The following is a 13,169-nucleotide window of genomic DNA, read 5'->3' as shown; positions in this document are numbered from 1 at the left end:
TTTTTTAAAGGTTAATTTTTGAAATTAAAATTAATTAAAAATATGTAACTTCCAATAAATTAGAAACTTAAGACACATTAAAGGATATTTAGAATGAAAGCACTTAAATACCTCATCTTTTTAGGACTATTTACTACATTTTTAAGCAGTTATGCACAATCACACATCTGGACTCAAAACAATGGAGACACAAACTGGTCAACCCCATCAAACTGGAGTGCTGGAAGTGTTCCAGATATAAATAGCGAGGTTTTAATCCCAGATGGTTTTGTGGTTGAAATTACTGCAGCCGCTAATGCTAATAGTATTTTTTTAGAAGGCGCATCACAATTAATTGTAAGCAGTAATTTAACATTCCAAGAAGGACTTGATATTACATTAGTAGCTCAGCTTAAATACAGAAATGGAACAATCTCTGGAGGAATTATTGAAAATGAAGGAACGATTAAATTTGAAACTAACCAACAAAAATTATTCTCAAATATTACGATCAATAATTACAATTTGCTCTTTTTTGTAGATTCAAATCAAGTAAAAATTGGCAATGGAACAATAATTAATAATACTCAAAATGGCATGATAGAAATATTTGCCAATGGAGGAATGACTAGAGAAGGAACTACAGCAGCAACAGTTAATAATTATGGAAATATCAAAAAGTATTCTGCCAGTGGAGATTTAGGCTCATTTTATATGATTTTTGATTGTAACAATTATGGCACTATTGAAGTTACCCAAGACAATCAAATACTATTTTTAAGTCCTCAAGCATCACTTTCAAATTTCACAAATGGCATACTAACTGGTAATGGTGTTTTTGACATTACTTCTTCTTTTTTAAACGAAGGGCATATTTCACCTGCTGGTATTGACAACATAGGTATATTGCATTTTATCAATGTATTTAAAACTTCGGCAGCAACTATCCTTGATATTGATATCAACGCAAGTGAAAATGACGTCATTGAAATCACAGGTAGCGTAGATTTAGAAGGTGAAATTATTGTTAATATTACAGATACAATTGGTTTTGAAACTGGTCAAATATTTACAATTTTAACTACTACAAACGGAATTAACAGTTGTAATTTTCCTTCTCAAATTGTCTCAAACGATGGAGGAATTAATGACATTGTTTTTAATGTTTTTTGCGATAATAACAACCTCATCTTAGAAGTAGAAACTATTTCACTCTCCACAAATAATTTTTTAAGTAAGAATAAATTTAACCTTTACCCTAACCCCGCTTTTCAAAATGAGAATATTACAATTGAGGCATCCGCCGAAATTTTAAACAGTGAAAATATTAATATTGTTGTTTATGATGTACTGGGAAAAAGAATTAATTACAAATACACAAGTACAACACAAAGCACTACTTTAAATATGGAACACGCAACTCCGGGATTATATTTTGTTCAATTATTAGATGGAGATAAGGTTGTTGCGACTCAAAAACTACTTGTAAAATAATAACAATTACTTAAATCCATTAAAATTTCTGAAGAATTTAAAATTATTAATAATCTTACAGCCTCAGTATTTACTGGGGTTTTTTATTGATTTAAAATTAATTAAAAAATAATTGATGACATATGTTAAGTAAATGCGATGTAGTGGTATAGAATAAAAATTAACCACAATTTATAGCATTATGAAAACTTCACGTAACATTTTACTCTTAGCACTTATCGCAAACACAATGACATCTTGCTTATTAGGTTCATCAACCTCAGATCAAGAATCTAACTATGGTTATGAAGATGAACTAGCTTTTAGTAATCAAGATAATCTTGAGCAGGATTTTGATCAACATACAGATGCTTCGTTTCAAGGACAATCAAATACAATTAAAAATAAATCTATTGTAAATTTAAATAATGGAGGTAAAAAAAATTATGTGCTTACCGATCCCTCAACTGGTCAAAGTCTAGGGACAATGCCTATTCCTTCATCTTGGCAACCAGTTCGCAATTCAAAAGAATTTTATCTTCAAGGTCCTGGCGGAGTAAAAATTTATAATGATATGTCTAACTTTTTTCATTATTCAAACGATGCCAGCTATAATCAAATTATACGACAAAATGGGAATCAAGTAAAACCTACAATGACAATGGAGCAATTTTTCAACAAGGAATTTTTGCCTATGGCTCAAAAAGAAGGTGCAAAATTAATAAACAAAACACCGTTGCCTTCACTTGCACAAAAAGATAAACAAGTAGATGGCATGTTTTATAAAGGTATGCCAGAGCAAACTCATTTTGAGGCTATGTTAACAGAGTGGATTGACAAAGATGGAAAACCAGGAATTATTGTTATTAAACATAGAGTTTCTAACTACGGGCAGGGAAGACAAAGTTGGGGCTATACTTACAGCGGTATGGATGCAGAAAAACAAGCATACCAGAAAGCAAAAGCAGCCTTTTTACATGCACTTCAAAACGCAAAATTAAACCCACAATATGTGCAAATAACAAATCAGAAAAATCGTATACAATCTGATCAAATTACTAAAAATCATATTGCACGTATGGGGCAAATAAAAAGCTATGGTGATGCCCAGACTAAATTACATCAAACCTACAGCGATATTAGCGACATTAACCACAAAGGGTATATGGATCGTAGCGCTGCAAATTCAGCTGGGCATTCAAAATATATTAACAGTATTAACGAAGTACAAACAGGCACTGTAAATGGAACTACGTATCAAGTAGATGGATATGCTAATAACACATGGGTTAATCAAAGCAATGAATACATCCAGAGTAATGACCACAATTATGACCCTAATATATACGGAGAAACAAATAATAGCAACTGGCAGCAAATGGATTACAATGATGACGGGTACTAGCCAGAAATAATAAAGTCAAAAACACATTCAAAAATAATTGTTTGTTTTTGATTAGAAAAGGCCTTCCAGTTGAGGAGCTGGAAGTCTTTTCTTAAAAAATAAATTATTCTAGATAAAACAGAAATATCTTACAAACAACACATTGGATTAAAAATATTGGTATCTTTCCTTTACCATTTATGAAGGAAAATAACCACATCTCCATACAGTTACAACTCGTTGACGCAATCAAGTCAAACGACCAAAATATATTAAAATCACTGTATCAAAACAATTATAAAAAAGTGGAACTTCATATTCTTAAAAATAGCGGCTCAATAGCAGAAGCAAAAGATGTTTTTCAAGAAGCATTTTTAGCCATGTATCAAAATGTAAAAGCAGATAAGTTTACTCCAGAGACAGAAACCGCATTACAAGGGTATTTATTTACAATTGCCAGAAATAAATGGAGAGATGTATTACGCTCTTCACGCTTCAAAAAAACCTCTACTATTGATGATACGAGACATGAGGCCGAGGACGATTTTGAAAGTAACGCTTTCGCGGAAACGGAACAACAACACCAACTCTCGCTTACCATGGAAGCCTTTAAAAAACTAGGAGAAGAATGTCGTACACTGCTTAAACAGTTTTACTTTGAAAATAAATCGATGCGAGATATTTCTACCCAAAACAATCTTGCTGAAGCCTCCACCCGAAATAAAAAATACCGCTGTATTCAAAAATTAAAAGAACTAGCATTATCCCCAAATTAAAAAAGAGTGAAAAATTTAAATAACATTTCCGAAGAACAACTCACTGTTATTGACCGCTTTCTTAATAAAGAGATGGTCGCTGCAGAACGACTTGAATTTGAGACAAAATTGAACGATGACCCTATTTTTAGAAACCTAGTTGATCAAGTTCGTGAGATGAGACTAGGGATTGAAAGTGCAGTTTTAAAAGAACAATTAAATAGTTTTCATGAGGAGATAGTGCCAGTTAAGACACTAACAAATACAATTGAGACTTCAAGTAACAAATCTTTAACAAAACGACTTGTACCCTTTTCTATCGCAGCATCAATAGTAGCAGCGATTGGTATTTTTATGTTTATGAATCAAGGGAGCACAAATGAAAAATTATTTGCAAAACACTTTAATGTTGACCCAGGATTGCCAACTGTGATGAGTAATAGCTCTCAATATGAGTTTTATGAAGCTATGGTTGACTATAAACAAGAAAAGTATACTGAGGCTATTTCAAAATGGAAAATTTTAGCTATTAAAAAACCTAATAATGATACGTTAACTTACTTTTTAGGAGTAGCGCAACTTGCAAATAACAATCCCGAAGTTGCAATATTACAATTAGAAAAAACTATTGAGAATACTAATAGTCAATTTATAAATGATGCATATTTTTATTTAGGACTTGCATATTTAAAAAACAATGATGTAGATAAAGCACGCGCAGAACTTGAAAAATCAAACCTTCCAGATGCTAAAAAATTGCTAGAAGCTCTTAAACCTTAATTAAAAACAAATAATGATGCTTAGGTATAAATGTAGTTTGTTATTTATTTTCTTTAGCATTGTAGCATTATCACAAAACACATCGATAATTGCCACCACCACAATAGACTCTTTATTTACTGCAGATAAAAATGAAGCTGCAGAGCAAGCCATTAAAAAAAACATTGCTCTTTATTTTAGTGAAGGCCCCTTGGACTCTCTATACCGTTATCCACAATACATTGGTAAAACAACGTTATTAAAAGCTAATACAAAAGATGCTGAAGAAGAAGCACTTAAATTTATTGAAAAATTAAAAAACCTCACTAAAAATCCTCGTACGCTTTACAAATCTTACGTAAACTTAAATGAACTCTATCTAGATTTGCAAGACAATAAAGGCGCAACAGATGCTTCTATTTTAGCATTAGAATACGCATTAAAAACAAGTGATATAAATGATGAAGAGCTTGGTAGAGTTTACTACATACTAGGAAGTAATTATTACGCACTTTACGAAGATGAAAAATCACTTAAAAATTTAAAAAAATCTGTTTTTCATTATAAAAAATCATCAACAGCAGACAAGTACAGATTAGCTGATGCTTACAATGGTGTTGCAACTGGACTTTGGGCTTTAAATAAATTAGACAGTGCCGAAGTATACTACAGAAATGCAATAGATCTTGCAAAAAAAAGTGAGCTCAAAGAGTATAACAAATCTTATTACATTGCTGCATTTCAATTTAATTTAGCATTAGTAATAGACGATCAAGGAAAAATTAATGATGCCATTGAAATGAAGAAAAAGATCATTAAAACATTTCAAGAAATCATTGAAAAATCAGATGACAAAATACTTGTACAGAAGGCCAAAAGACTTGAAGCAGGTGCTATCGCAAACCTTGCAGCTTTATACAACGACATAGGCTATGTCGATCGTGCACACAAAATGCTTTTATATTCTTACGAAAAGAAAAAGCAAGTTTATGATTTATCAGATCCAAATATGGTGTCTATGCTTACAAAAATTGCAAATGCAGCCATAGGCTTAGGAAACTATGAAGAAGCTTTAAAAACACTTCAAATTTCTCTCAAAAATCTTAAAAAATCAAAAACTAATTATCCTACCGTTGAGGCAAACATTTATTTCTGGCTCGCAAAAACTTATGAAGAAAAAATGGACACTAATAGTGCGCAAAAATTCTACAAAAAAAGTGATTCTTTGTACCAGAAAACTAATGAAACATCTTACAGTCGTGACTATACTGCAATGCTACATCAGTACACATTATTTTTAGCCAATCAAAAAAACAAAGAAGAAGCTGTAACTAAAGCCAAAGCACTCTATCACTATGTTTCAAAAAATGTAGATGACAGTAATTTAATTGTTTTAAGAGAATTAATGCATTTATCAGAAATTCATTTTACACTTAATGAATATGAACAATCATTAATTTGGGCACAAAAAGCAAATAATTTTATTACTAAAAAATTACAAGGAACCACCAATGGGCTGGATTCAATTCAAATTGAATTTAGGAGACCAGCTATTATTTATTTTGAAGTTGCATCTCTTTTGAAAATTGAGAAAAACAAATCGCCAGAATTTCTTAGTAAGCAAATAAGCAAAATTGAAAAAGCTGTTGCCTCATTAGAACGTCGGAAAATTACAATTACAACTCAAAGTGGTGTTACGGAAATTCTCGAATTATATAAAAAATTGAATGATCTCTCTAAAGAATTACACAATACCCTTTACAAAAAAACTAAATCCCCAGAATTACTCGATAAGATTTTAACATTGCAAGAATCCAGCGTATATCAGCGAATTAGAACTCAATTACAAACTAAGCAACAAGTTAAATACAACAAAATTCCTGCTGAAATTTTAAAAAAGGAAACAAAATTAATTAATGACCTCTCACTTACAGATAGAGACACAGCCTTCAATATCACAACATATTTTGAAGCACAACAACGATGGACTAATTTTCTAGATACATTAAAAACTAAATACCCGTCCTATCATAATTTAAAATATGCTTCTTTGGAAATTCCCATAGACAATTTACAAACCCAAATTCCTGAAAATACTACGTTAGTACGTTATTTTTTTATAGCCGACCAATTATATGTTTTTATAATTTCAGAAACACAAAAAAAAATAATTCCATTGCAGGTAGATGAGCTTTCAAATCGTCTTTCAAATCTTACTAAGCAATGGCAGGACATAGCTAATGTGAGTAAAAAATTAGAATACTTATATCAAGATCTTTGGGCACCTTTTTCTAAAGAAATTAAAACACAAAACGTCCTTATAATTCCAGATGGCGTGTTGTATAATCTTAGTTTTGAAACTTTGCTCACAGCTCCCATAACTTCCTTTTCAGATTTTACTAAACATAGCTTGCTTGCTAAGCACACCATTTCTTACAATTATTCAGCTCTATTAGTTGATAAAAATAAAACAACAACCTATTTTTCTGATAATTATGTAGGTTTTGCCCCAGAGTTCACTACACAAATGAAGGACGGCTACCAATTAAAAATTAGGGACTCATTACAGCAAGACAAAGCTTATTTAACACTATTACCACAACCATTTATAACACAAGTAACTAAAGATTTCTCTAAAAAATTGGGCGGAAAATCCTTTTTGAATGAAAAAGCTTCAAAGGCAGTTTTCTTGAAAAATGCGAAGGAGCATAAAATTATTCATATAGGTACACACGCAGAATCTAACAACTTATATCCAGAATTATCACGACTAATTTTTGCAAAAAATACAAGCTCAAATGTAGCATTTGATGATAATGAAAACTCACTATATACTTTTGAAATTTATGACAGTAACCTTTCTGCTAATCTAGCTATTTTAACCGCCTGCGAAACTGGAAAACCCACCCATCAACCTGGTGAGGGAATGATTAGTCTCGCACATGCTTTTAATTTTGCTGGAGCTGAAAGTATGCTAACAAGCCTTTGGAAAATAGACGAAAAATCTAGCGCAGAAATCACTAGCTATTTTTATGAAAATTTAAAAGACGGCATGAAAAAAGATATGGCATTACAGCAAGCAAAATTAACCTATCTTTCATACGCAAAAGGCAGAACATTAGCTCCACAATATTGGGCAGGATTAGTTTTAATTGGAGACACTACACCTATTGACTTTAAAAACCCGTCCTATTTATGGATAATTATTGGTGGAGTCTTAATAGTGTTATTAATTGTTTTTCTTCTTCGGAAATTTGTCACACAAAGAACGCAGTAAGCAATTAAAAACTTTTTGCTCCCATACCTACAGAGTCATGAATAAACTCTCCATTTTTACAAAATTGAGATAATTCAACTTTTATAAATTTTTGCACTTGTGCTTTTTCGGTTTCAGGATATAGAATATGGACGTTAGCACCAGCGTCCAATGTAAAACATATATTACTTTTTGTCTCATTTCGGTACTGCCAAATACGATTGATGATTTCTAAAGTGTTAGGTTTCATCAAAATAAAATAAGGCTGACTCGCCATCATCATAGCGTGTAATTGCAATGCCTCACTCTCCACTATTTTAATAAATGCTGAAATGTCACCACTTTTAAATATTGCAATAAGTTTTGAGAGATTAGAATCTGCTTCTTTAAATCGCTCTGCAGCATAGGGGTGATTATGCATCAAGTCATGTCCCACAGTACTACTCACTTGCTTTTCCCCTTTATCAACTAATAAAATTGTGTCTTGATAATTACTAAAATTTGGATGAACTACACCATTATATTTAGTGCCAAATAGATTACTACTCTCTTTAATTTGCGGATGTTCACCCCAAACAACAAGAGGACCTTCAATACTACGAGCAGCACTTCCTGAACCTAAACGTGCTAAAAAAGAGGCTTTTTGAACTGCTTTTTCTGAAAGACTGAACGTATCCAATTTTATCTCCAGTTCTCCTTTGAGAAGTTCTGAACCACTTAAATATGTTTCTAAATTGACTAAACAAACGGCTAATGCACTCATACCACTTGCAGATGATGCTATACCGCTACTATGTGGAAAACTATTAGTGGTTTCAATCTTAAATGAATAAGATTTTAAAAAAGGTATATATTTTTCAACACGCTCAAAGAATTTTAAAATTTTTGGCTCAAAACCAAGCTCTCTTTTCCCATCAAGATATACTTCAAAATCAAAATTTGATACATTTTGCTTCTTTTCAAATTTCATAGTTGTCTTTGTATGACAAGCATTGAGTGTAAAGCTTACCGAAGCATTTTGAGGCATTTGTTCTCCGTACTTTCCCCAGTATTTTACAAGTGCAATATTACTAGGAGATTGGCAAGAGATTGTACCTTTATTTAATGTATTTGAATATGTTGTGGGAATAAAATGTGCTTCGGTCATGGGTATAATTTGTGTCGATAAAGATACAAAAATGGTAACCTTCAAATTACAAGAAAATATATTTCCGAAGTTTTGATGACATTTTTTGTATCGCGCGATGTATTTATATAAACATCAAATATTTTATGTCATGAAACAACTTATACGCCTGTCAAAAATGGTCCTAATTCTAATTAGTATTCCTGTCTTTTCCCAAACGCAAATAGGTAATAACATTATTCCTACCATACATACAGAAGGAACAGGAAATAATGTTTCAATAAGCGCTGATGGAAATCGCATGGTTTTTGGCTCCAGACTTGCCTCTATTAATGGTAACGATTTTGCTGGTGCTGCTCGTGTTTACGAAAAAAGTAATGGAACGTGGGAACAATTAGGACAAATCTTAGAAGGAGAAAATGAATTACAGTTTTTTGGAGAGACTATTGCAATTTCTCAAGATGGTAATCGCATTGCCATTGGTACTAGAGATTATTTAAGAATATATACTTATAATGGGAGTACATGGCAACCACTGGGTCAGGATTTAACAATTCCTAATATGTCAAGAACATTGAAAATGGAGTTCTCTTCAAACGGACAAATAATTGCCGTTCCATTTCAACAAACGGGATCAACCGAGGTTGTAAAAGTCTTTTCATTCAACGGAAATGTATGGCAACCCATGGGGGTTTTACCTGAACCTTCAGGCTTTGATACCTCTCTTTCAGATTCTGGAGCACGAATTGCTATGGTTTTTGAAGATGAAAATGATGATATTAAAGTGTTTGATTTTATAAATGGAGCTTGGAATCAAGTAGGCCAAACCATCTCGCCTACAACTAATTTTTATCCAGATAACTTTTTATTTTCTGGTGATGGCAGTCGTCTGTTTATATTTTCGGCAGACCAAGGAGGCAGTGTTGATCAAGGGTTTTTATCAACATACGAGCTTATAAATGGTACATGGACACAAACTATAGAACAAATTGATTTTTTTGATATAAATCCATACAGAATTTCATTAGCAACCTCAACAAATGGAAATCAAATAGCAATAGGTACCTCTGATGATAATTTTTTTGAAGATTATAATAGTGCGCAAGTCTTTGAAATTATAAATAATACGTGGCAACAAGCAGGAACAGAAATTCAAATATGGCAACACGATGAACAAACACCTAGTGTGGTTTCTATGACTCCTGATGGCGCAACAGTAGCTATGTCCAGCCTATTAAGCGCACCTGGTATGGAGGAAGGTTTAATTAGAACTTTTGATTACACTAGTGTCCTAAGCACCACAGATGTTATAAATATTAATGAACTAAATATATACCCTAATCCAACAAAAGGAGATATTACAATAGCCTTTAAAAAACCCGAAACACACATTTCATTAACAATCACAAATATCTTAGGACAACTAATTTCTACAGAAATGTGGAAAAACAAAGCTATGATAAGCACAGAGATTCAGGGGAATGCCGGAGTCTATTTAGCAACTTTAGAAACAGGCGAAGGTATATCAACAACTCTTAAGGTTATAAAGGAGTAGATAGTTTAATAATCTTATTCATGGTTTTATAATTGCGGGAAGTAGCAGTAACTTTTAATTTATTTTCAAAAAAGTTATTGCTCATTTTAGCCCTTCCCGCCCCGTGAACGGGGTAAAAATAAATACAGTTATTTGTAATATAAAACTCCTCATCTGGATAGTTGTATTCATTTAAATTAGTTCTATTTTCGAGAGTAGGTTTTCTATCTAATAATGTAAAATAACTTTTTACTTTAATTTCTTCGGAAAAAGGACACGCATTAAAAATTTGTAGTATTTCCGAAGCTTTAAAAACTATCACCGGCACTTGCCATCCATATTTTTTATGAATCGCATTTTCAATTTTAGCCGAAACTTCAACAACAGAAATTTCCGAAGTAAAAATCCAATTTCCCGTGTGTAAATAAACCTTAGGATTTTCAAACTTTAAAGTATCGAGCATTTCTAACTGCTTCACTTTTGGAAATTTTTTGTGACCACCTACATTAATACCTCGTAATAAAGCTATGTAAATCATTATTTTATATAAATAAAAATTTCTTGTCTAAGATATATTTTGTGCAACAATAAATCCACCCGTCCATGCATTTTGAAAATTAAATCCTCCTGTAATAGCGTCTATATTTAATATTTCGCCTGCAAAAAATAGATTGGGATGTATTTTACTTTCAAAGGTTTTAAAATTTACTTCTTTTAAATCAACACCACCTGCAGTGACAAATTCTTCTTTGAAAGTACTTTTGCCATCTACTTCAAATTGAGATTGGGTTAATTGATTTGCTAAGTTTTGAAGTTTCTTTTTAGAAATATCTGCCCATATTTCGGTTTCAGAAATTCCTGTTGCTTTTAATAAACTTTGCCACAGGCGTTTTGGTAATTCAAATTGAGCGTATTTAAAAAGTGTTTGTTTAGGGTGTTCTAATTTTAAACTTAAAAGGCTTTCAAGTAGTTCCATTTCCGAAGCATCGTGTAGCCAGTTTATTTTTATAACAAAATGATATTTCATTTCTTCTAACACTCGTGCTCCCCAAGCAGATAGTTTTAAAATTGCTGGACCGCTCATTCCCCAATGGGTTATTAGTAATGGTCCTTCACTCTCTAATATTATTTTACCCTTTCTAGAGAGCACCTGCACCGTTACATCTGTAGCGATTCCAGGGAGTTTTGCAATGCGGCCATCTTTAATATTAAAGGTAAATAATGACGGCACTGGTGTAATTATTGAATGTCCCAACGCTTCTAAAAGTTTCCAAACTTTAGGGTTACTCCCAGTTGCAAAGACAATTTTCTTGGCATGAAAGGTTTGTGTTGCAGTTGTAACTTGCCAATTATTTTCAGTTTTGTTTAATGATTTAACAGGTTGACTTTTGAGTAACGTAATTCCTAACCTTGAAATTTCAGAAGTAAAACAATCTATAATTGTTTGCGAATTATTACTAACGGGAAACATGCGCCCGTCTTCTTCAATTTTTAATTCAACCCCTCTTTTTTCAAACCACTCAATAGTATCTCCCGTCATAAAAGTGTGAAATGGCCCGAGCAATTCTTTTTCTCCACGAGGATATTTCTGTGAAAGGTCTTTAGGAATAAACTCGGCATGAGTTACATTGCAACGCCCACCTCCAGATATTTTTACTTTTCCAAGTACGTCTTTTCCACGTTCTAAAATGGCGACACTAAGTTTTGGGTTATTCTCAGCGGCATTGATAGCGGTGAAAAATCCAGCGGCACCACCGCCTATAATTATGACATCAAAGGTGTTAAGCATCTGCCAAAATTAGTCATAAATATTTGAGAATGCATTACTTTTATGCCTATGATTATGCTCTACATCATTAGTATTATTTTTATTTCCACACCGTTCTTACCTGCAACGGAAAATCCCCATTGGTTTTTTAGAACTGCCGATTTTGTGCGTTTGCAATCTATTGCAATTGAGCTTATTTGTTTAGGTTTTTTGTTGTACTTCGGAAATTTTAATGCGGTATTTGACATTGTTTTAATGTCACTTTTAGTGATTGTTATATTATACCAATTTCAAAAAGTATATAAATACAGCTCATTAACAAAAGAAAAGAGCAAACATGGCGAAAGCGAAGGTAGTGTTTCAATATTAGCAGCAAACGTGCTTCAAACTAATCATGAATATGACCGCTTTATAGCTGAAGTTGACCACTATGATCCAGATCTAGTACTCATTATGGAAAGTGATAAAAAATGGGAAGATGCAATGTCTGTTATTGAAAATCGATATACATATACCGTAAAAATTCCTAAAGATAATTTTTACGGCATGCATCTATATTCAAAAAATGAGCTTTTTAATATTACAACACAAGAACAAATTGAAGATGGGGTACCTTCGATTTTCTTTGATTATAAAATTAATAAAAGTACTAACGTATTTTTTGCTTGTTTACACCCAGCACCACCAAGCCCTACAGAAAATGAAACAAGTAAAGAACGTGATGCTGAGCTAATGCATACTGGAAAAATTATTAGAGAACGCAACATTCCTACTGTAGTTTGTGGTGATATGAATGATGTAGTGTGGAGCAGAACTACAAGGTTATTTGAAAAAATGACCAATATGATTGACCCAAGAGTGGGAAGAGGGTTTTTTGCAACATATCATGCCAAGTATTTTTTTATGCGTTTTCCACTAGATCATCTTTTTCACACCCAGGATTTATTTGTTGGAAAAATGAAACGTACTCGTTTTTTTGGTAGTGATCACTTTGGCATGTACTATGAAATACATAGTAAAAAAAAAATCAAAACACCTAAAACACAGCCATTAGAGAATGAGGATAATGAAAAGGTAGAAGAAATTTTAGAAATGGTTCAACCTCATTAATGTTGTATTTATTATTGATAAATAC

The 13,169-nt window shown here is 32.4% G+C and carries 10 protein-coding genes; 7 read left to right on the top strand and 3 right to left on the bottom strand.

Translation table 11 applies throughout. From position 1 onward, the window contains the following. The first annotated feature begins 93 nt into the window (after positions 1-93). From GB234_RS04050 to GB234_RS04030, 5 genes are all read left to right on the top strand, one after another. Positions 94-1,473: a T9SS type A sorting domain-containing protein gene (locus GB234_RS04050; RefSeq protein ID WP_151893234.1), complete on the top strand. Its 1,380-nt coding sequence runs from the start codon at positions 94-96 to the stop codon at positions 1,471-1,473. A gap of 181 nt (positions 1,474-1,654) precedes the next feature. Continuing rightward, positions 1,655-2,857 carry a hypothetical protein gene (locus tag GB234_RS04045; RefSeq protein ID WP_151893233.1) on the top strand — a complete coding sequence of 401 codons (1,203 nt, stop codon included), beginning with the start codon at positions 1,655-1,657 and terminating at the stop codon, positions 2,855-2,857. A gap of 179 nt (positions 2,858-3,036) precedes the next feature. Further along, positions 3,037-3,612, top strand: a complete 576-nt coding sequence (locus GB234_RS04040; RefSeq protein WP_151893232.1) for an RNA polymerase sigma factor — start codon at positions 3,037-3,039, stop codon at positions 3,610-3,612. A 6-nt stretch (positions 3,613-3,618) separates the two neighbouring features. Continuing rightward, positions 3,619-4,371: a tetratricopeptide repeat protein gene (locus GB234_RS04035; RefSeq protein ID WP_151893231.1), complete on the top strand. Its 753-nt coding sequence runs from the start codon at positions 3,619-3,621 to the stop codon at positions 4,369-4,371. 13 nt (positions 4,372-4,384) lie between these two features. Further along, the gene (locus tag GB234_RS04030) at positions 4,385-7,627 is read left to right on the top strand and encodes a CHAT domain-containing protein (RefSeq protein ID WP_151893230.1); all 3,243 of its coding nucleotides are present in this window, start codon (positions 4,385-4,387) and stop codon (positions 7,625-7,627) included. A 4-nt stretch (positions 7,628-7,631) separates the two neighbouring features. Here GB234_RS04030 and GB234_RS04025 read toward each other — a convergent pair whose 3' ends face one another. Continuing rightward, the gene (locus GB234_RS04025) at positions 7,632-8,753 is read right to left on the bottom strand and encodes a diphosphomevalonate decarboxylase (protein ID WP_151893229.1); all 1,122 of its coding nucleotides are present in this window, start codon (positions 8,751-8,753) and stop codon (positions 7,632-7,634) included. A gap of 130 nt (positions 8,754-8,883) precedes the next feature. Between GB234_RS04025 and GB234_RS04020 the strand changes: the two genes are divergently transcribed. Beyond that, on the top strand, positions 8,884-10,287 hold the full coding sequence (locus GB234_RS04020; RefSeq protein WP_172966837.1) for a T9SS type A sorting domain-containing protein: 1,404 nt from the start codon (positions 8,884-8,886) through the stop codon (positions 10,285-10,287). On the opposite strand, the gene GB234_RS04015 is transcribed toward GB234_RS04020, so the two are convergent. Together GB234_RS04015 and GB234_RS04010 are read right to left on the bottom strand one after the other, a co-directional pair. Continuing rightward, the gene (locus tag GB234_RS04015; RefSeq protein ID WP_151893227.1) at positions 10,274-10,804 is read right to left on the bottom strand and encodes a DUF1697 domain-containing protein; all 531 of its coding nucleotides are present in this window, start codon (positions 10,802-10,804) and stop codon (positions 10,274-10,276) included. The two genes, GB234_RS04020 and GB234_RS04015, sit on opposite strands and share 14 nt — an antisense overlap. Positions 10,805-10,831: 27 nt before the next feature. Beyond that, complete coding sequence (locus GB234_RS04010) at positions 10,832-12,055, bottom strand: BaiN/RdsA family NAD(P)/FAD-dependent oxidoreductase (RefSeq protein WP_151893226.1); 1,224 nt, start codon at positions 12,053-12,055, stop codon at positions 10,832-10,834. Positions 12,056-12,109: 54 nt separating this feature from the next. Here GB234_RS04010 and GB234_RS04005 point away from each other — a divergent pair, with 54 nt between their 5' ends. After that, complete coding sequence (locus GB234_RS04005; RefSeq protein WP_172966836.1) at positions 12,110-13,144, top strand: endonuclease/exonuclease/phosphatase family protein; 1,035 nt, start codon at positions 12,110-12,112, stop codon at positions 13,142-13,144. The last annotated feature ends 25 nt before the right edge of the window (positions 13,145-13,169 follow it).

Origin of the sequence: Patiriisocius marinistellae (genome assembly GCF_009014635.1) — a bacterium.
GTDB lineage: Bacteria > Bacteroidota > Bacteroidia > Flavobacteriales > Flavobacteriaceae > Patiriisocius > Patiriisocius marinistellae.
Note: the sequence above shows the minus strand (reverse complement) of the source record. Positions and strands in the feature narration are given on the sequence as shown.

Coding starts and splice junctions, on each gene's coding strand:
- GB234_RS04050 (WP_151893234.1), top strand. CDS start 94: ATGAAAGCACTTAAATACCTCATCTTTTTAGGACTATTTACTACATTT.
- GB234_RS04045 (WP_151893233.1), top strand. CDS start 1,655: ATGAAAACTTCACGTAACATTTTACTCTTAGCACTTATCGCAAACACA.
- GB234_RS04040 (WP_151893232.1), top strand. CDS start 3,037: ATGAAGGAAAATAACCACATCTCCATACAGTTACAACTCGTTGACGCA.
- GB234_RS04030 (WP_151893230.1), top strand. CDS start 4,385: ATGATGCTTAGGTATAAATGTAGTTTGTTATTTATTTTCTTTAGCATT.
- GB234_RS04025 (WP_151893229.1), bottom strand. CDS start 8,753: ATGACCGAAGCACATTTTATTCCCACAACATATTCAAATACATTAAAT.
- GB234_RS04020 (WP_172966837.1), top strand. CDS start 8,884: ATGAAACAACTTATACGCCTGTCAAAAATGGTCCTAATTCTAATTAGT.
- GB234_RS04015 (WP_151893227.1), bottom strand. CDS start 10,804: ATGATTTACATAGCTTTATTACGAGGTATTAATGTAGGTGGTCACAAA.
- GB234_RS04010 (WP_151893226.1), bottom strand. CDS start 12,055: ATGCTTAACACCTTTGATGTCATAATTATAGGCGGTGGTGCCGCTGGA.
- GB234_RS04005 (WP_172966836.1), top strand. CDS start 12,110: ATGCTCTACATCATTAGTATTATTTTTATTTCCACACCGTTCTTACCT.